18 protein-coding genes and 1 tRNA gene are annotated in these 19,345 nt (G+C 59.6%); 9 read left to right on the top strand and 10 right to left on the bottom strand.

What is annotated here, in order from left to right:
- Positions 1-50: 50 nt before the first annotated feature.
- Positions 51-1,112, top strand: a complete 1,062-nt coding sequence (locus ABM428_RS10140) for a DUF2855 family protein (protein ID WP_353627904.1) — start codon at positions 51-53, stop codon at positions 1,110-1,112.
- An 18-nt stretch (positions 1,113-1,130) separates the two neighbouring features.
- Here ABM428_RS10140 and ABM428_RS10135 read toward each other — a convergent pair whose 3' ends face one another.
- Positions 1,131-2,078, bottom strand: coding sequence for a radical SAM protein (locus ABM428_RS10135; protein ID WP_353627903.1), 948 nt, complete (start codon positions 2,076-2,078; stop codon positions 1,131-1,133).
- 177 nt (positions 2,079-2,255) lie between these two features.
- Here ABM428_RS10135 and zwf point away from each other — a divergent pair, with 177 nt between their 5' ends.
- From zwf to pgi, 3 genes are read left to right on the top strand one after another with little or no spacing between them, the layout of a single operon-like run.
- Positions 2,256-3,725, top strand: coding sequence for a glucose-6-phosphate dehydrogenase (zwf, locus tag ABM428_RS10130; RefSeq protein WP_064216451.1), 1,470 nt, complete (start codon positions 2,256-2,258; stop codon positions 3,723-3,725).
- Complete coding sequence (gene pgl / locus ABM428_RS10125) at positions 3,722-4,393, top strand: 6-phosphogluconolactonase (protein ID WP_132996534.1); 672 nt, start codon at positions 3,722-3,724, stop codon at positions 4,391-4,393. The genes zwf and pgl overlap by 4 nt, the downstream gene beginning before the upstream one ends.
- On the top strand, positions 4,390-5,979 hold the full coding sequence (gene pgi / locus ABM428_RS10120; RefSeq protein ID WP_132996535.1) for a glucose-6-phosphate isomerase: 1,590 nt from the start codon (positions 4,390-4,392) through the stop codon (positions 5,977-5,979). Before pgl ends, pgi begins: the two co-directional genes overlap by 4 nt.
- An 86-nt stretch (positions 5,980-6,065) precedes the next feature.
- Here pgi and ABM428_RS10115 read toward each other — a convergent pair whose 3' ends face one another.
- Both ABM428_RS10115 and ABM428_RS10110 read right to left on the bottom strand, forming a co-directional pair.
- Positions 6,066-6,518, bottom strand: a complete 453-nt coding sequence (locus ABM428_RS10115; protein ID WP_132996536.1) for a GNAT family N-acetyltransferase — start codon at positions 6,516-6,518, stop codon at positions 6,066-6,068.
- Between the two features lie 36 nt (positions 6,519-6,554).
- Complete coding sequence (locus ABM428_RS10110) at positions 6,555-7,034, bottom strand: thioesterase family protein (RefSeq protein ID WP_132996537.1); 480 nt, start codon at positions 7,032-7,034, stop codon at positions 6,555-6,557.
- An 88-nt stretch (positions 7,035-7,122) separates the two neighbouring features.
- Between ABM428_RS10110 and ABM428_RS10105 the strand changes: the two genes are divergently transcribed.
- Complete coding sequence (locus ABM428_RS10105; protein WP_353627902.1) at positions 7,123-8,748, top strand: long-chain fatty acid--CoA ligase; 1,626 nt, start codon at positions 7,123-7,125, stop codon at positions 8,746-8,748.
- 606 nt (positions 8,749-9,354) lie between these two features.
- Here ABM428_RS10105 and queF read toward each other — a convergent pair.
- The 6 genes from queF to ABM428_RS10075 all read right to left on the bottom strand — a co-directional run bounded on the left by queF (position 9,355) and on the right by ABM428_RS10075 (position 13,172).
- Positions 9,355-9,816, bottom strand: a complete 462-nt coding sequence (gene queF, locus ABM428_RS10100; RefSeq protein WP_005853736.1) for a preQ(1) synthase — start codon at positions 9,814-9,816, stop codon at positions 9,355-9,357.
- Between the two features lie 18 nt (positions 9,817-9,834).
- Positions 9,835-10,545, bottom strand: coding sequence for a 7-carboxy-7-deazaguanine synthase QueE (gene queE, locus ABM428_RS10095; protein ID WP_180827763.1), 711 nt, complete (start codon positions 10,543-10,545; stop codon positions 9,835-9,837).
- The gene (gene queD, locus ABM428_RS10090) at positions 10,542-10,895 is read right to left on the bottom strand and encodes a 6-carboxytetrahydropterin synthase QueD (RefSeq protein WP_037944358.1); all 354 of its coding nucleotides are present in this window, start codon (positions 10,893-10,895) and stop codon (positions 10,542-10,544) included. The genes queE and queD overlap by 4 nt, the downstream gene beginning before the upstream one ends.
- On the bottom strand, positions 10,895-11,596 hold the full coding sequence (gene queC, locus ABM428_RS10085) for a 7-cyano-7-deazaguanine synthase QueC (protein WP_132996541.1): 702 nt from the start codon (positions 11,594-11,596) through the stop codon (positions 10,895-10,897). The genes queD and queC overlap by 1 nt, the downstream gene beginning before the upstream one ends.
- Before the next feature lie 233 nt (positions 11,597-11,829).
- Positions 11,830-12,426: an SDR family oxidoreductase gene (locus ABM428_RS10080; RefSeq protein WP_132996542.1), complete on the bottom strand. Its 597-nt coding sequence runs from the start codon at positions 12,424-12,426 to the stop codon at positions 11,830-11,832.
- Between the two features lie 71 nt (positions 12,427-12,497).
- Positions 12,498-13,172, bottom strand: a complete 675-nt coding sequence (locus ABM428_RS10075) for a type 1 glutamine amidotransferase domain-containing protein (protein WP_037944355.1) — start codon at positions 13,170-13,172, stop codon at positions 12,498-12,500.
- Between the two features lie 230 nt (positions 13,173-13,402).
- On the opposite strand from ABM428_RS10075, the gene ABM428_RS10070 reads away from it, so the two are divergent.
- From ABM428_RS10070 to ABM428_RS10055, 4 genes are all read left to right on the top strand, one after another.
- Positions 13,403-14,638 carry a glutathionylspermidine synthase family protein gene (locus ABM428_RS10070; protein ID WP_353627901.1) on the top strand — a complete coding sequence of 412 codons (1,236 nt, stop codon included), beginning with the start codon at positions 13,403-13,405 and terminating at the stop codon, positions 14,636-14,638.
- A 43-nt stretch (positions 14,639-14,681) separates the two neighbouring features.
- Positions 14,682-15,263 (top strand): DUF1190 domain-containing protein, encoded by a 582-nt coding sequence (locus ABM428_RS10065; RefSeq protein WP_005853722.1) that lies wholly within the window; start codon positions 14,682-14,684, stop codon positions 15,261-15,263.
- A 111-nt stretch (positions 15,264-15,374) separates the two neighbouring features.
- A complete protein-coding gene (locus tag ABM428_RS10060; protein WP_353627900.1) occupies positions 15,375-16,751 on the top strand; it encodes an NAD-dependent succinate-semialdehyde dehydrogenase in 1,377 nt (458 codons plus the stop codon).
- Between the two features lie 235 nt (positions 16,752-16,986).
- Positions 16,987-19,083 carry an ATP-binding protein gene (locus tag ABM428_RS10055; RefSeq protein WP_184581992.1) on the top strand — a complete coding sequence of 699 codons (2,097 nt, stop codon included), beginning with the start codon at positions 16,987-16,989 and terminating at the stop codon, positions 19,081-19,083.
- Between the two features lie 107 nt (positions 19,084-19,190).
- Here ABM428_RS10055 and ABM428_RS10050 read toward each other — a convergent pair.
- Positions 19,191-19,267, bottom strand: a tRNA-Ile gene (locus ABM428_RS10050).
- Between the last annotated feature and the right edge of the window lie 78 nt (positions 19,268-19,345).

Below are 19,345 nucleotides of genomic sequence, written 5' to 3'. Positions count from 1 at the left end.
AGCCCGCGCGTTTGGGGTAGGCTAAAGCAAAACGAGGGGGAGGCATCTACGTGCAACAGATATTGGTCAATCAAAACGCAATCACCGAAACCCGCATGCTCGAGGCGGAGGGAGAGCCGCTGGCACCGGGGCAGGCGCGTCTTGCGATCGAAAACTTCGCGGTGACATCGAACAATGTGACCTATGCGGCGGCGGGTTTCGATATCGGCTATTGGCAGTTTTTCCCGACATCCGAGAACGGATGGGGGATTGTGCCCGTGTGGGGGACTGCAAAAGTCGTCGAAAGCCGCACAGATGTGCTTGAGGTCGGCACGCGGTTGTATGGATTTTATCCAATGGCATCCGAGCTGGTGATCACGCCTGAAAAAGGCGCGGCGGGTCTGGTGGATGCGGCGGCACATCGCGCGAAACTGCCCTTGATCTATAATCAGTACACGCCCGTCAAAACCGCCCCCGCATCAGAGGATCACCTGCGCGCCTTGCTGCAACCGCTGCTGGCGACGTCGTATCTGATCTACGACTGGCTGCTGGATAACGAATTCTTCGGTGCCAAGCAGATTATTGTGGGCAGCGCCTCGTCCAAGACCGGATTGGGCCTGTGCAGCTACCTCGCCGAGGCAAAGGCGCGCGGGGTCAAGGTCGTGGGCCTCACGTCTTCTGGCAATCGCGCGTTTGTCGAAGGTTTGGGGCATTGCGATACGGTGCTGACCTACGACCAGATCGACGCGCTGGCCCATGTCCCATCCGTCTATGTCGATATGTCCGGCAATAGTACGGTCAAAGCCAAACTGCACAGCACGTTGAAAAATCAGTTGAAACATTCCGCCGCTGTCGGGCTGAGCCATTGGGATCAGTTCACCCCGACAGCCCCGTTGGATGGCCCCAAGCCGCAATTCTTCTTTGCGCCCTCACAGGTCGCCAAGCGGCGCGAGGAATGGGGCCCCGGCAAGATCGAGGCGCAGATCACCGCCGCGTGGAAACGCATCGCGGCCAGCGCATCCGATTGGATGGAGGTGCAGGTACATGACGGCGTGGCCGATGCGGAAGAGGTCTATGCCACCCTCGCACGGGGGGAGGCCGACCCCAAGGTCGGCGCGATCATCCGCCCCTAGTGCTGTGCGGGCGCGGGGTCAGGCCGAACAGCTTGCCCCGCCCAAGACGCAGAATTTGGCGCAATGAGGGTGGTTCAGGGCAACGTCTTTTTCCGCCTCTTCCAGCGAATGGCCCAGCTCGAACTCTTCGGTGTAGGGCAGCAGGGTGCAGGCCAGCACGGCAGGGGTCGCGGCACCTTTGCGCTTTACCACCATACGCGAGCTTGAACACATCACCGCGTCGGGAGATTTATCAAGGATTCCCCAGCAGGCGGTGGTGATTTCGGGCACTTCGACGGTTTCATCCATCTCAGGAAAAAGCACTGTCATCCCAGGGTCTTGCGGGTCGATGTCAAAGCTGTGTTCCGCGTAAAATGCTCCGTATCCGACGCGGCTGTCTTCGTCCGTCGCGCCAAAGACCGACCGCCCCGCAACGGCCATGCGGATGTTATTGTCGCGCAGCCATTTCATGCCGGTCACTGTCTTTTCCAGCGCGCCCGCGCCGCGCTCTGCGTCATGCAGATCGGTGCGGTAGTGATCGACGGAAATGCGCAATGTCAGCTTGCCGGGATAGGCTTCGTTCAGGCGCACCAGCCCCGCTTGCACCGATTTACGCATCATCGGGCGCATGGCGTTGGTCAGGATCAGCACGTCATATCCGGCGGCCAGCGAGGCTTCGGTGATCTCGATCATTTGCGGGTTCATGAACGGCTCGCCGCCGGTAAAGGCAATCTCTGTCACCGGCCAGTTGCGCTGCGTGATTTGCCCCAAATAATCGCGCACCTCGTCGGCGGTGATATACACCAGAGCATCATTCGTCGGACTGGACGCGATATAGCAGTTCACGCATTCAATGTTGCACAGGGTGCCGGTGTTGAACCACAGCGTCTGCGGGTTTGTCAGGCTGACAGTCGCGCGGGGTTCACCCTTGGCCGTCAGGGCAGGGTCCTGAAATTTACCGATATTTGCGTCGACAACGTCTTTCATAGGAAACCGGGCCTCACCTGTATAAATTACTTTTCTTTGTTTATGCGAATGGTATGCGCAATAAAACCCCGTGTCATTTGGTGCACAGACTTGTGAAAAACGGAAATCTCAGTATGTTTGCGCTAACATCACATCTCGGCACCCAAACGTCGTAGCCTCGCGACAAGGAGCATCCACATGGTATCACGCGTCATTCCGGTCGATCCTTTTGATCTGGTGATTTTCGGCGGCACAGGCGATCTGGCGCGCCGCAAGATCCTGCCGGGCTTGTTCCGGCGCTTTTGTGCAGGGCAAATGCCCGAAAACGCCCGTGTCATCGGTGCCGCGCGTACAGAAATGGACCGCGCGGGCTACCAGCAGATGATCCGCGAGGCGATTGCCGAATTCAACGGCGACTTCGAGCACGAGAAGGCGCAGCTGGACGGGTTTATCGACCGGCTGGAATATGTCGCGATTGACGCCAAAGGCGAGGACGGCTGGGCCGAGCTGCAAAAGCTCATGGCCGGGACCGAACGGGTAGAGGCCTATTATTTCTCCGTCTCGCCTGCGTTGTTCGGTGATCTGGCGGAACGTCTGCAACAATGGGGCATGGCGGACGCGCAAAGCCGGATCGTCGTCGAAAAGCCCTTTGGCCGCGACCTGAAAACCGCGCAGGCGCTCAACGCCACGCTGGCCAAGTATTTCGACGAAAGCCAGATCTACCGGATCGACCACTATCTGGGCAAAGAGACGGTACAAAACCTGATGGCTGTGCGGTTTGGCAACATGCTGTTCGAGCCGCTGTGGAACAGCCAATATGTCGATCACATCCAGATCACCGTGGCCGAAACCGTCGGCGTCGGGGGCAGGGGCGAATATTACGACAAATCGGGTGCCATGCGCGATATGGTGCAAAACCACCTGATGCAGCTTTTGTGCCTGATCGCGATGGAGCCGCCCGCGCGGTTTGACCCCGACGCGGTACGCGATGAAAAGCTCAAGGTGATCCGCGCGCTGGACCCTGTGCTGCCGCATCACATCGCCCGCGGTCAATATCAGGCAGAACCGTGCAACGAGGCCGAACAACCCGGTTACCGTACCGCTGTGGGGGATCCACGCTCGCGCACCGAAAGTTTCGTCGCGCTGAAAACCCACATCAGTAACTGGCGGTGGGCTGGCACGCCCTTTTATCTGCGCACCGGCAAACGCATGGCGGCGCGGTCCTCCGAGATCACGGTCGTGTTCAAGGAAACGCCCCATTCGATTTTTGCAGAAGACGCAGGCCGCCACCGCAATGTTCTGTCGATCCGGTTGCAGCCGAACGAAGGCATCACCCTTGGCGTGACGATCAAGGAACCGGGCCCGGGCGGCATGCGTTTGGTGGACGTGCCCTTGGATATGACATTCGCCGACGCTTTGGGGCCTGAAGGCTCCGAACAGGTAGACGCCTATGAACGTCTGATCATGGACGTGATCCGTGGCAACCAGACCCTGTTCATGCGCGGCGACGAGGTAGAGGCCGCTTGGGCCTGGACCGACCCGATCATCCAGGGCTGGGAAGCGCGCAATGACGTGCCCAAACCCTACGACAGCGGGTCCGACGGCCCGACAGATGCCAACGAACTGATGCGCCGTGACCAGCGCCAATGGCGGGAGTATTCTGCATGAGGTTGATCGAATATGCCGACCGCGAAGTCCTTGCGATGGACCTCGCCAATCTGATCGCGGGGGAGCTGAAGAACGCCCTGTTGTCCCATGACACGGTCAGCTTTGCCGTGCCGGGCGGAACAACCCCGGGGCCGATCTTTGACAGCCTGAGCGCGGCCAATCTTGATTGGTCGCGGGTGCAGGTCATGCTGGGTGACGAACGCTGGGTCGCCCCCGACCACGAGATGTCGAACGCGCGGCTCTTGCGCAATCGCCTGCTGGTGGGTCGCGCGGCCGAGGCAGCGTTCACCCCTTTCTACATCGACGGGCTGACCTCGGCCGAGGCCGCAGAAACACTGTCCCCCCAGATCGAATCCCGATTGCCGCTGTCGGTGCTGTTGCTGGGCATGGGCGCGGATATGCACACGGCCTCGCTCTTTCCCGGTTCAAACGGGCTGGAGGCGGCGATGGCCGCGGACGCGCCGGCGCTCTGTCCGATCGATGTCGACGGGCAGGACATCGGGCGCATCACCCTGTCGCGCAGGGTGCTGGAAGGCGCCATGTCAAAACATCTTGTGATCTTTGGCGATGAAAAACGTGCAGCGGTGGAACGGGCGCAAAGCCTGCCGGCCCTCCAGGCCCCCATCGGCGCAGTATTGAACGAGGCAACAGTACATTGGGCACCATGACGCAATTTGATGATTTGATCCGTATGCAGGCGGCGGTGCAAGACCGCTCTATCCTGTCGTTGTTCGACACAGCCGATCGCGCCCAGACGTTCAGCGCGCAGACCGGCGACATGTTGTTCGACTTCTCCAAAACCAATCTTGACCGCGATACGATGGATGCGCTGCTGGCGCTGATCGATGCCGCGGACGTGCCCGCGCGTCGCGATGCGATGTTCGCAGGCGAAAAGATCAACGAGACCGAAGACCGCGCGGTACTGCACACGGCGCTGCGCAATCTTGATGGCGGGGCGGTGATGGTGGATGGGGCGGATGTGATGCCCGGCGTTCATGATACGCTCGACCGGATGCGCGGTTTCGCGGATCAGATCCGCAGCAGCGACATTACGGATGTGGTGAATATCGGTATCGGCGGGTCCGATCTTGGGCCCGCGATGGCGGTGCAGGCGCTCTCGCCGTATCATGACGGGCCGCGCTGCCACTTCGTGTCGAATGTCGACGGCGCGCATATTTCGGACACGCTCCGCGGGCTCGATGCGAAAACCACGCTGGTAATCGTCGCTTCCAAGACCTTCACCACGATCGAGACGATGACCAACGCCCGAACCGCGCGCGCGTGGATGACAGAGAATGGCGGCGATCCGGCAAAGCAGTTTGCCGCCCTGAGCACAGCGCAGGACAAGACCAGCGATTTCGGTATCGATGCGGATCAGGTCTTTGGCTTCGAAGACTGGGTCGGTGGGCGCTATTCTGTCTGGGGGCCCATCGGCCTGTCGCTGATGATCGCCATTGGCCCACGCGCCTTTGATGCGTTTCTGCGCGGCGGGCAGGCGATGGACCGTCACTTCTGCGCGGCCGCCCCTCACGAGAACATGCCCATGCTGCTGGCCCTGGTCGGCATCTGGCACAATCAGATCTGTGGCTATGCCACCCGCGTCGTGCTGCCCTATGACCAGCGGTTGGGGCAACTGCCCGATTACCTCCAGCAGCTTGAAATGGAATCCAACGGCAAGTCGACCCTGATGGATGGCAGCACCGCGCCCTATCACACGGGTCCCGTCGTCTGGGGCGCAGCGGGCACCAATGGCCAGCACGCGTTCTACCAGTTGATCCACCAAGGCACCCGCGTCATTCCTTGCGAATTCCTGATCGCGGCCAATGGGCACGAGCCGGACCTGACACATCACCACAAGCTGCTGATCGCCAATTGCCTTGCGCAATCCGAAGCTTTGATGCGCGGTCGATCCTTACAAGAAGCGTCAGAGATGATGGCGGCAAAAGGTCTGACCGGTGCCGAGCTGGACCGTCAGGCGCGCCACCGCGTCTTCCCCGGCAACCGCCCGTCGACCACGCTCAGCTACCCTCTGCTCGACCCGTTCACCCTGGGGCAGATCATCGCGCTGTATGAACATCGCGTCTTTGTGGAAGGCGTCATTCTGGGCATCAATTCCTACGACCAATGGGGTGTGGAACTGGGCAAAGAGCTCGCCACCTCTTTGCAACCCATCGTCGAGGGCGCGGCACCTGCGACCGATAAAGACGGCTCGACCGCCGCTCTTGTCGCCTTTATTGCAAAACACGCCGATTAGGATCACGGCTTCATTTTGCCAAATAAACTCCGGGGAGTGTGAGGGGCAGCGCCCCTCATCCCCAACCTCGCGCACAGCGCTGCAGCCTACCCCTTCAGCGCGATGTCATAGGTCACCCAGTCCGTGCGGGTCGCCAGCTTGTCGTAGGCCCCACGCCCGCGATAGTTATCCTCTGCCGTGATCCAGCGCAGCGTGCCCCAGCCGTTGTTTTTCGCCACCGTCTCAACCGCTTTGATCAGCGCCTGCGCGGCCCCGGTACCGCGGGCCTGCGGGCTGACGAACAGATCATCCAGAAAACAATTCGTCGCCGCGCGTAGCTGGCTGACAAAGGGGCGGTAATGGGTAAACCCGACAAGCGTGCCGCTGGCATCCTGTGCCACGATGCAATTGCTGCCGTGATCGGGGTCCATCAGCCAGCCAAAGACGGTTTCACGCATCTGCGGCGTCTGATCGACCTTGTAGAAGGCGGCGTAGCCGGCAAAAAGCGCTTCCCAAGCACTGCGATCCGCGGCGTCCATCGGGCGGGTGGTGATTGTCATATCTTATGTTCCTTTCGATGCATGCGCGCGCGGCGATTACCCCTCGGGGCGGGCGTTTTCAGTCTGCTCAAAATATTGTTTCAAGCGGTCGGGCAGGGGATACCGACCGGAGCCGTCCCGTTCCAGCAGCACTAAAATACACTCGAACGTCGCCCGAAGCTCGCGGCCCACCCACACCTCTTGTGCCAAAGCGTAAGAGGTGTTGCGAAAGCTGGTGCAGCGGCAGGTCACGATGTAATTCTCGCGCTCCAGCATCTCTTGCAGATAACGGATCGACCCTGACCGGATCACCACGCGCGGGCCGGGGCTGTCGATCAGCCCGCGTTCCACCAATGACTGCGTATAGCGGATGCGCAGCCGTTCGAACCATTCGAAATAAACGGTGTTATTGACGTGGTCATTGGTGTCCAGATTAGAGAAGCGGACCTGATCTGCCATGGCCAGCGGTTGCGGTGTCGGCATACCGGCGGCGCGTTGCTGATCGGGGGAAAGGGGCGTGTGATAAATAACTGTCATGAACCCTGCGTAAGCAGCAATGAGGGCGCTTGCAAGACTGGGGTGATTTGTCCATTTTGCACCCAACGACTAATTGGGAGGATGCGCCATGCTTGGCCAAATGATGAATAAACCGCTGCTGATTTCGAGCTTGATCGAACACGCACAACGCTTTCACGGCGAGACAGAGATTGTCTCTGTCAAGACCACCGGCGGGTTGGAGCAGACCTCTTGGGGTCAAGTCGCGCGCAACGCCCGTGCGCTGGCCTCTGCGCTGACAAATCTGGGGCTGGACCCGCAGGCGCGCTGCGGCACCATCGCCTGGAACAACCGCCGTCACCTCGAAATCTACTTTGGTGCATCGGGCGGCGGCTTCGTCTGCCACACCATCAACCCGCGTCTCTTCCCCGAACAGCTTGTCTATATCCTGAACCACGCCGAAGATAAGGTGCTGTTCATCGACAAGACGTTTGTGCCGCTGATTGCGGGCATTCAGGACAAGCTTGAACATCTTGAGCATGTCGTTCTGATGGAAGGCACCGACGAAGAAGCCGCCGCGCAACTGCCCGGGATCAAGTTCTATGACGACCTGATCGCCAGCGGCGACCCCGAGTTCATCTGGCCGGATCTGGACGAGAACACCGCCTCCAGCCTGTGCTACACCTCGGGCACCACGGGTAACCCCAAGGGCGTTCTTTATTCGCACCGTTCGACCGTGTTGCACAGCTTCGGGATCAACCTGGCCGACAGCATTGCGATCACGGCCAAGGATGTGGTGCTGCCCGTCGTGCCGATGTTCCACGTCAACGCCTGGGGCGCGCCCTATGCCTGCGCTATGGTTGGCGCGGCGATGGTAATGCCCGGTCCCGGTCTGGACGGCCCGTCGCTGGTGAAACTGATCGACACCAACCATGTGTCGCTGGCGCTTGGCGTTCCAACCATCTGGCTGGGGCTGCTGAACGAGGCGGATAAGATCGGCAGCAAGCTTAAAAGTCTGCAGCGTACGGTCGTTGGCGGCTCTGCCTGCCCGCCGTCGATGATGACCGCCTTCCGCGAGAAATACGGGGTAGAGACGATCCACGCCTGGGGCATGACAGAGATGTCGCCCGTCGGCAGCATCAACCAACTGCTGGCCAAACACACCAAGCTTCCTGCCGACGCGCAAAACAAGCTGCGCGAAAATCAGGGTCGTCCCGTCTTTGGTGTGGATCTTGAAATCCTTGATGACGACGGTAATCCCGTGGCGCATGACGGCGTGACGCAGGGCGATCTGGTCACCAAGGGTTACTGGATTCTTGACAGCTATTTCCGCAAGACCCGCAGCGAGACGCTGAACAAGGACGGTTGGTTCGACACGGGCGATGTGGCGACAATGGACCCTGACGGCTATGTCACGATCCGTGATCGGTCAAAAGATATCATCAAGTCGGGCGGCGAATGGATCAGCTCGGTCGAGCTTGAAAACATCGCGATCGGTCACCCGCAAATCGCGGATGCGGCCGTCATCGGGGCCCGTCACGAGAAATGGGACGAACGTCCGATCCTGATTGCGGTGAAAGCCGAAGGCCAGGACCCGAGCGAGGCAGAGATTCTGTCGATTTTCGAAGATAAGATCGCCAAATGGCAGATCCCGGATCGCGTCGTCTTTACCGACGCATTGCCGCGCAACGCGACCGGCAAGGTGTTGAAACGTGATCTGCGCGAAAGCTTCGGCGAAGTGCTGATCAACGGCTGATGGATGCTTCACCGGGGCAGGCTACTGCCCCGGTGACTGAGCTTTCTTCTGTCCCACAGTATAGAATATATGCGGGGCAGGAGCGTTATATGTGGTCTTCAGAAGGGCGCATTATGAAGCGGAGACATTGACCTTAAACGTAGGTCTGTCGCCGACAGTGGCACCTCGTACAGACTTTTTGCGGCATGGTCGTACTGTCACGCCAGCGATGAATACCAAATTTGCACGGCACGCGCGAAAGCGCCCGGACGAGCTTCGAAAACATGTGTCACCTGAAATGTCTGCCAAAAAAACTTGGCGAAGTGTAAAAATCGATACTCGTACTGAAATCACTCGCTATCGAAATATTAACGCAATTTAAAAGTGCAATGTCTAGCGATAAATGACCTTTAAGGCTAACAGCTTACGTGCGGTAACAAGTTTTAGTTGTTCTTGGTCTTGCGAGACGGGGCTAACTGATCGCCGGGCTTTGCGCTCATATCTAAAGGTAATCGGCAGGTTTGGCATAAGAATATGCCGAGAAATCCGAGCACAAAAAAGCCGCGCAGCGAGGCACTCGTTGCGCGGCTGTGATCTACCTTGGGTAGTGTTGGGGATTCTCTCGCTTCACCCGCGCCCGCGATAGGGCGGCACGCCTTGATCGGGAATCCAGACGCTTTTGGGGGTCTCGCCCGTTTGCCAGAACACGTCGATGGGGATGCCCCCGCGCGGATACCAGTAACCGCCGATGCGCAGCCAGCGGGGCGACAGCAGCTCTACCAGACGGCGCCCGATCGAGACGGTGCAATCCTCGTGAAAGGCGCCGTGGTTGCGAAATGCCCCCAGGTAAAGCTTGAGCGATTTGGACTCGACCAGATACTGATCCGGTACATAGTCAATCACCAGATGGGCAAAGTCGGGCTGGCCGGTCATCGGGCAAAGCGAGGTGAACTCGGGCGCGGTGAAGCGCACGCAGTAATCGACATCGGCCTGAGGGTTCGCGACTTTCTCGAGCATCGCTTCTTCGGGCGAGGCGGGAAGCTCTGTCTTGCCGCCAAGCTGCTGCAAATCGCTGTAAATCGTTTCCATAAATCCTCCGGTGGCGGGTCAGACCCCGCGTTTGTTGCCCCATAGCAATACGTGAAGTTGCGGCAGCAGGCGCGGCGTGAACCAGCGATCTGCCATGGTTTTGTCCACCAGCCACAATAACTTATCCGCCAGCGCCTGCGGATCGACAGCGACGCTGGGGTCGACCTCGTCGTTGCCCGGTTGTAGATAAAGCGGCAGTTGGGCGTAGCGGGTGGCGGCGTCGCGGGCCCAATCGTAATCCGCGTCGTCGAATATGACGATCTTCATCACCGTCTGGGCCGCCGTTTCGCCAGCCGCAACACAACGGTCGAAAGCGGCCCAATCCACCGTCTCGCCGCTGGATGGTGGTTTCGGGCTAAGCACAAGACAATCCAGCTGACCGAACCACGGTTTCGCGATGGAGCCTTGCGTTTCGCAGGCAAAACGGTAGCCGGCAGCATGACCCAATTGGATCAAGGGCGCGAAGTCCTGAATGGCGGGGTTGCCGCCTGACAAGGATACGGTCAGCGGCGTGTTATCCGACAGGCGCTGCACCTCTTGCCAGACCGCGTCGGTCGACATGCTGGCCCAGTCATGGCGGAATGCGGGGTCAACCGCGTGCATGCTGTCACACCACGCGCAGCGATAGTCACAGCCGCCCGTGCGCACAAAGACGGTGGGTTCCCCGATCAGCGCGCCTTCGCCCTGTATCGTGGGGCCGAATACCTCGGCGATGCGCAGCTGGCTCATGGCCGGTACTCTGCCCAGGTTTTGGGCGTCTCGCTGACCTTGACGGCGGTGGTTTCGGGCCAGTGCTGCGCGCACCATTCATAGAGATGACGCGCCATATTCTCGCCGGTGGAGGCAAAATCCAGCACGTCGTTGAGGTGACGATGATCGAAAGTCTCGTCTATATAGGTCTTGAGAGGCTTCAGCTCACCGTAGTCGCGAACGAAACCGTCGGCGTTCAGCTCTTTGGCCCGAAGCTCGACCACCACGACATAGTTATGCCCGTGCAGGCGGGCGCATTGGTGGCCATCGGGCAGATGCGACAGCTGATGCGAGGCGGAGAAATGGAACTCTTTCGTAATTGTATACATCAGGCGAGGATCTTCCGCTTGACCGCTTCGGCCCAGAAATCGGGATCGTCATAATGGGTCGGGTCGGCAACCCCCGCCAGATCGAAAGCCTCGCGCCGTTCCACGCAGGTGCCACAGCGCCCGCAGTGATGCACACCGCCTTTGTAGCAAGACCACGTTTCGGCAAAGGGGGTGTTATGGCGCTGGCCCTCGGTCACGATATCCGCTTTTGAGCGGTGCACGAAAGGTGTGTAAAGCGATACATCGGCATAGCCGTCCAGCGCCATATATTGCATGAACTCAAACGCTTGGGTGAAATCGGGGCGGCAGTCGGGGTAGATGAAGTGATCGCCCCCATGCACCGCGGTTGCGACGGCCTGATCCCCCCGTGCGGCGGCAATGCCATAGGCGACCGTCAGCATGATCGCATTCCGGTTGGGGACAACGGTGACCCGCATCGTTTCTTCGGCATAATGCCCGTCGGGTACATCCACATCATCAGTCAGCGCGGATCCTGTCAGCGCCGCACCGATCCCGCGCATATCGATGATGTCATGGGGAACATCCAGACGTTTGGCGCAGAGCGCGGCATAGTCCAGTTCCTTGCGGTGACGCTGACCGTAGTCGAAAGACACCAGCCCCGTCAGCTTGCGATTTGCCGCCACCATATGAGCGAGCGACACAGAATCCAATCCGCCGGAGCAGATGACAATCGTTTTCATTTCTTAACCCTTGTTTTGATACCCGGGTAGGCTGCGACCGGGAAGGCGCCTGATAGACGAGACGATCAGGGATGCCAAGGGGGCCAATGCGGCGGATTTGGCGCAAAATGTCGCTTTCGCAGCGTCACTCATAGAAAAACCGCCAGGCCGATGGGGTCTGGCGGCATAGCGCATTCTTTCCGCGAACGGGTGGGAGGTGCCCGCGCGTAGTCAGATTATACGCAAACCCGTGATCAGGCGGATTGCATCAGCAAAGCCTGGTTCTTCCATTCGGGGTCGGTGACGGCATCGACCAAAGCGGCGGCAACATCGCCACGGGCGGCCTTGGCTTTGACGTCAACGCTGTCGCCAAAGATCATATTCCGATTGCCCGCATCATCCGTCAGCGCGACGGGCCGCAGGATGGCGTATTCGAGGCCGGAGTTTTGCAGATGCACGTCGGCGTCGTGTTTGGCTTGCAGATAATGCGCAAGCTCGCTGTCTGGGTCGGGGTTGTCTGCGCCGACACTGCTGAGCATCACAAAGCGCGAAATGCCGGCCTTGGCGGCGATATCAACCAGATCTTTGGCACCATCGCGGTCGACCTTGTCGGTCATCTCTGGCCCTGTGGACCCGCCTGAGCCCGCGGCAAAGATCACCGCATCGCAGCCTTCGCAGGCGTCAGCGGTCAGATTGGTCAGGTCCCCCTTGCGCAGCACCACGTCAGAGGCCAGCGCACTGGTGTCAGAGGAATCGCGGACAAGGGCGATCGGCGTGTGACCCTGTTCGCGGAGTTGTTCAGTGACGCGGATACCGGTTTTGCCGGTCGCGCCGGCGACGAGAATATTCATGGTTGTAATCCTTGTTATACGTGTCGCGGAAAAACTGCCCGCCGCGCGGCCTTCGCGCAGCGGGCGGCACCTTACAGCAGCGACAATAGCTTATGGGCGGCCTCTTCCGAAGACGCGGGGTTCTGGCCGGTGACAAGCTTGCCATCGGTCACCACGAAGGATGCCCAGTCGTCACCCTTCTTATAGGTCCCACCATTGGTTTTGAGCATGTCTTCGACCAGAAAGGGGACCACATCGGTCAGGCCCACGGCCTCTTCCTCGGTATTGGTGAAACCGGTGACGGTTTTGCCCGATACCAGTGGTTTGTCGTCGGTGCCTTTGGTGTGCTTGAACACTGCTGGCGCGTGGCAGACGGCCCCGACGGGGCGGTCGCTGGCGGCAAAGCTTTCGATCAGGTTGATGCTGGCCTTGTCTTCCGCCAGATCCCACAGCGGGCCGTGGCCGCCGGGGTAGAAGATCGCGTCGAAACCGTCGGCCGAAACGCTCGAAAGCACCTCGGTATTGGCCAGCTCTTTCTGTGCGGCGTCGTCGCCCTTGAACCGTTTGGTCGCGTCGGTCTGCGCATCATCTGCATCGCTGGACGGATCAAGCGGCGGCTGTCCGCCTTTGGGCGATGCCAAAGTGATCTCTGCACCAGCGTCCTTGAACACGTAATAGGGGGCCGCGAACTCTTCGAGCCAGAAACCGGTTTTGTTACCAGTGTCGCCCAGCTTGTCGTGGGAGGTGAGTACCATGAGAATTTTCATGTTTTTGGGCCTTTCAATTCATTTCTTATACCGGTCAGGGCGTCATTGAGGACGCCGCGATCACGACCGCGTAGACCGTTCAACGAATGGGCGCGCCCGTTGTTCCGCGATATGTCTGACGTTTTTGTGAATGATGCGGGTGCGGGTACGGCAATGGTGGATATGCTCTGGCACCACAGGGGCAAAGCGATTAAACCCGCGGTAGTTTTTCGCGGGAAAGGTCGGGCCGGATGCATAGAGTAGAACTAGCCGAACGGCCCCATTGGCGCGACCACGCCAAAGAGGTCGGTTTTTCCTTCGCGGACATGCACGGGGAACCCTATTGGGACGAAACCTCTGTCTATGCGTTCTCGCTTGACCAGATCGAAAATGACATCGAAGACCCCGCGACCGCGCTGCATGGTATGTGCCGCGAGGCGGTGGATCACATCCTTGCCAGCGAAGAGCTGTTGGACAAGCTTGCCATTCCCGAAGCGCACCGTGACCTCATTGCGAACAGCTGGAAGCAAGGCGACCCCGAGATCTATGGCCGCTTCGATCTGGCATATGACGGGCAGGGGCCTGCCAAACTGCTGGAGTATAATGCCGATACGCCGACCTCGCTTTATGAATCGGCGTCCTTCCAGTGGCAGTGGTTGGAAGATCAGCTAGAGGCAGGCAACCTGCCCGAGGGGGCGGATCAGTTCAACGGCATCCACGAGGCGCTTGTCGCCCGTTTCGCCGATGTGTTTGAACCCGATAGCGATCTGCATTTCACCGCCGTGGCGGGCAATCCCGAAGATTACGGCACGGTAGAGGCAATGGGCTGGGCCGCGCGCGAGGCGGGGTTGGGCGCGCATTATTGCGACCTTGATAAAATCGCGCTGAGCGATGACGGGCAGTTTCTGGATGATGAGGACCGCCGCATCGCCGTCTTGTTCAAACTCTACCCGTGGGAAGACCTGCTGCGCGACGATTACGCGGACCACATCGAAGGCTCTGGCTGTCTGTTCCTTGAACCCGCGTGGAAAGCGCTGCTGTCCAACAAGGGCCTGCTGCCCGTGCTGTGGGAGATGTTCGAGGATCACCCGAACCTGCTCCCTGCGTTCTTTGAACAGGATGTGGGCGAGGCGATGGCGGGGCGCGGCTCTGTCACGGGGCGTGCGGCGGATGCCTTTGACCGTGCGCGGGCAGGGCTTGCACGGGCCCATGTGCGCAAACCGATCCTGTCGCGCGAAGGGGCCTCGGTCGAGATCATGAAATCCGGCCAGATCATCGAAAGTGCCAGCAACACGGCGTATGCCGAACACCCGCGTATCCTTCAGGCCTATGCGCCCTTGCCGCAGTTCGACGGGATGCGCCCCGTGGTCGGCGCGTGGATCATCGGGCAGACCTGTGCGGGCATCGGCCTGCGCGAGGACAGGTCTAGGATCACGCAGGATCTGTCACGTTTCAAACCCCATTACATTGCGCCATATTCCGGTTAGCATCGTCGCCTAATCGCCGAACCACAGCAGAAAGCAGATCATCATGACAAAACGGTCAAAACGCGTCGCCATCGCGATCATCGGGGCCACCGCCTTTACGCTGGCCGGTTGCCGCGACGAAAAGATTGATGCCGCTGCCTTTCCCGATGTGCAAAGCTGCAAGAACGAGGCGTCTTTTGGGGGCACATTCACCGCCGCCGATTGTGAAACCGCCTTTGCCGAGGCAGAGACACTGCATGTGGAATCCGCACCGCGCTACAACAGTCTGGATGTCTGCGAAGAACAACACGGCGAAGGGGCCTGCGGGTCAGAGGCGCAGCAAACACAGGGCGGGTCGGGCGGTATCTTTATGCCGTTGCTCGCAGGCTATCTGATCGGGAACATGCTGGGCGGGCGGTCGGGGATGGCCGCAAGCCAGCCGATGTATAAGACGGCGGATGGCAAGTTCACCAATGCGGCGCGCACCAGCACCTATTCCAGCAACAAGGGGGCCGCCAAGCTCAGCACCTCGCAATTCACCCGCCCCGCGACGACCGTGGGCAAAACCCCGATGACCCGCGCTACGGCGAAATCCCGCGGCGGTTTCGGGAAGGTGGGCAGCGGGCGCACGGGCTTCGGCGGCTAAGGGCGCGGGGGCCGCACACGCAGACGTGACCGCTACAGCCGCAACCGCAGGAACTTGATACGACGGCCATGTGTTTGCCCTTCGACGCGAATAAGCGAAGAAGGAGCAGACATGTCCAAGATCACGACAATCAATCCCGCCACCGAAGAAGAGATCCAATCCTACGATCTGATGAGCGAGGCAGAGGCGATACAGCGGGTCGAAGCCTGTCATGACGCGCATCTTGAATGGCGCAAGCTGTCGCACAAGGAACGCGCGCCCTATCTGACCAAGATCGCCGCCAAGCTGCGCGAGAACGCGGATGAATTAGCCGCCCTCATGACGCGCGAGACAGGTAAGCTGCTGAAGGATGGCAAGACCGAGGTAGAGATTTGCGCGGCCATCTTTGAATATACCGCCAAGAACGGCCCCGACGTGCTCGCGGATGAAGAACGCACCCACGGTGCCGACGGCAAGCGTGGGGTCGTGAGCTATCAGCCCATTGGCGTGATCTATTCGATCCAGCCGTGGAACTTCCCACTGTATCAGCCCACCCGCGTGCTTGCGGCGAACCTGATGACGGGCAACGGTTGTGTTCTGAAACACGCGAGCATCTGCACCGGCTCGGGCCTGCGCCTGCGCGAACTTTGTATCGAGGCAGGGCTACCCGAAGACCTGTTCCAAGTGATCCTCATCGACCACGACACCAGCGACAAGCTGATCGAGCACCCCAAGGTGCGTGGCGTGACAATGACGGGCAGCGATGGCGCAGGCCGTCACATCGGGTCGGTCGCCGCGAAGTCGCTGAAAAAGACCGTGCTCGAGCTCGGGTCCAACGACGCCTATCTGGTGCTTGAGGATGCTGATATCGAAACAGCGGTCAAATTCTCGGTTATGGGTCGGCTCTATAACAACGGGGAAACCTGTGTATCGGCGAAACGCTTTATTGTCGCCGATAAGGTGCATGACGCCTTTGTCGATGCATTCGTCGCCGAGATGAAAAAGATCAATATGGGCGATCCGACCGACGAAAACGTTCAGCTGGGCCCATTGTCCAGCCAAGACCAGTTCGAGACCGTGCGCGATCAGGTGAAAGAAAGCGTTGATAAAGGGGCCAAGGTGCTGTGCGGTGGCGAGGTGCCTGACCGTACGGGGGCCTATTATCCCGCGACCGTTCTGTCCGACCTCAAACCCGGTATGCCGGCGTTTGACGATGAAATCTTCGGGCCCGTTGCGTCGATCATCCGTGCGAAGGATGACGAAGACGCGATGCGTCTGGCGAATGACAGCCGCTACGGTCTGGGCGGCGGAATATTCTCGAGGGACGAGGACCGCGCGTTGAAGCTCGCGAGAGAGCATTTCGACACAGGCATGATCCGCATCAACTCCTTCGGGGCTGCCGATCCGAATATGCCCTTTGGCGGGGTGAAAGATTCCGGCTATGGGCGTGAGCATGGCGGATTCGGCATGAAGGAATTCGCCAACGCCAAGGCGATTTTCCTGCCCTAAGCCTGCGAGGCAACGGTAAACGTGGTGCGCGCGTCGGAGATATGTCCGGCGCGCGCAACTTATTTGGGCACGAAGGTTAAGGTTTACGCAAAGTTAACGAATGCGGCGCGCGCGCCACAGCTCACGGGTAACATTTGGTCGGCAAATTCTCGCCCTGCCGCCGCATAGATTGATCTCTTAGACTTGGATGCTTCAGGTAATCCGCAGCTACGCTGCGCTTCAGGCGGAACAGTGCTTGCCCTTAAGTAGAACAAAGCGCACCCACATCGGCGGTATATGGTCACTGGTCGCATTCCTCGTCGCGGCAGTCATCATTACCTACGCCGCCGGCCGTCTGGATCGTCTGCTCTCCGAAGCTTTCGTATACGAAGCCCGCGCCCAGACATATCTGGACCTGCTTGAGGTGCGCGAACAGTTTGAAGAAATCATTCACGAACGGTCCCTCGCGCTGCGCGAACTTGCGACGTTCATCGGCGAGAACCCCTTTGCCAAACAGGAAGAGTTTACCCAGCGGGTTCAAAATATACGTGAAGTCGACGACACGGTCATCAATATCGCTGCCGCGCCTGACCTCGTCGTGACCCTGATCCACCCGCTCGCGCCGAACATGGGCGCGCTTGGGTTAGATTACCGCACAAACGAAGACCAGTTTCCCGGCATTGAACGGATGCTGAACCTGGGCAAAGAACTGATGACCGGCCCCGTCGATCTGGTGCAAGGCGGTAAGGGGCTGATCCTGCGCGCCCCGGTCTATTGGCCCGATCCCGACTTTGCCACCGAAGGCGATGTTGACGGCAGCAAACGCCAGCTGTGGGGGATCGTATCGCTCGTGCTGGACTATGATCAATTCCTGATCAATTCCGGCATACGTGAGGCCGAAGAACGCTATGATATCCTCATTCATGCGGCGTCTCCGCAGGTGGGGGTAGGGCCGCAGATGTTCACCTATGGCGATCGGGGCCTGCTGGAGGCGGATACTGTTACGTTGGAATTCGATTTCTCCTTCGAGGAATGGATGTTGGAAGCGCGCACCAAGGGCGGATGGCCCAAACACGCGCCCGATCAATGGTCAAAACGCGCGCTGATCGCGTCGGCCGGGCTGATGCTTTTGGGCACGCTGCTTTATGTACTGCAGGTGTCAGAGCGGCGCAAACGTGCCGAAGTCCTGCTAAGCAGCGGGATCGAAGCGCTGAACGACGGGTTTGTCATGTTCGACGCGCAGGATCGTTTGCTTCTGAGCAACTCGAAATACAAAGAGATGTACGATCTTCCCTCTGAAGTGCTCAAGCCCGGAACACCTTTTGCCGAGCTGCTGCGTATCGGTGTTAAAAGCAAGCAGTTTCCCATGGGGCGCTATAACGAGGAAGAGTGGATCGAGCGTCGCTTGGCCATCCATCGCGAAAACAGAACCTCCGAGACAGAACAACATCTGTCGGGCGGGCGCGTGATCAAAGCCTCTGACCGGCCTTTGGCAGACGGTAGCTATGTCGGCCTGCGCGTGGATGTGACCGAGCTGAGCCACGCCAAGGATGCCGCCGAAGCTGCCAGCAAGGCCAAGACGGATTTCATGGGCGTCCTCAGCCACGAACTGCGCACGCCGCTGACGGTGATCATGGGCGTGGCGCAGCTTTCCCGCAACGCGCGTATGCTGTCGTCTTCCAAAGCGCTGCTCAAGGGCTATGAGGACGGAGAGATCAGCCACGCAGAGGCAAAGCGCCTGCTGGATGAGATGTACGACCAGCTGTCCGGCCTGATGAACCGGTTGGTGCAATCCGGCGAGCATCTGTTGCATCTCATCAACGAGATCCTCGACGTGGCCAAGATCGAATCCGGCAGCCTGGTGATCGAACCCAGCCATTGTGCGGTGCAGGATATTGTCGACCCGGTAATCGAACAGCTTCGCACACTTTCAAGCAAGAAGGGGCTGGCGTTTGATGTGGTACAAGAGGCGGATATGGTCTTTGCCGATAAAGTGCGCGCGCGGCAGATCCTGTTCAACCTCATCGGCAACGCGATCAAATTCACCGACACCGGTTTCGTCCGTCTGGTGGTGAAACCCGTGGGCGATGTCGTCAGCTTCGAAGTGCATGACAGCGGTGCCGGCATCCCAGAAGCCGAACTCCAAAGCATTTTCGAGGTCTTCTATCAGGTCGATTCCACCGCCACGCGTCGGGCAGGCGGCACGGGCATGGGGCTCGCGATTTCGCGCAGTCTGGCAGAAATGCAGGGCGGCAGCCTCAGCGTGTCCAGCGTCGTCGGGCAGGGCAGCTGCTTTATCCTGACACTCCCCATCCGCGCCGCGCAAAGCCTCGAGGTAAACGCCGCCGCCTAAGGCCACGCGAAACAGCGCGATCGCCTCGCAGATCGTAGCGTGCAACCCCGGAGTAACCCTGTATTTTCAAAGGGAATGCGGCGGTTTCAGTTTGAATACTGAAAGTTTGGTAGGCCCGGCAGGACTTGAACCCGCAACCAAAGCGTTATGAGCGCTCTGCTCTAACCAATTGAGCTACAGGCCCGCCTGCGCGGTTTGGTAAGCGGGCGGGCGCGGCGCGTCAAGGGATAGAAACGCGCAGATGTGGCTTAGGTGCATTGCA

The sequence above is a fragment of the Sulfitobacter sp. TCYB15 genome (genome assembly GCF_040435955.1).
GTDB lineage: Bacteria > Pseudomonadota > Alphaproteobacteria > Rhodobacterales > Rhodobacteraceae > Sulfitobacter > Sulfitobacter pontiacus.
This window is presented reverse-complemented; position numbering and strand designations above follow the sequence as displayed.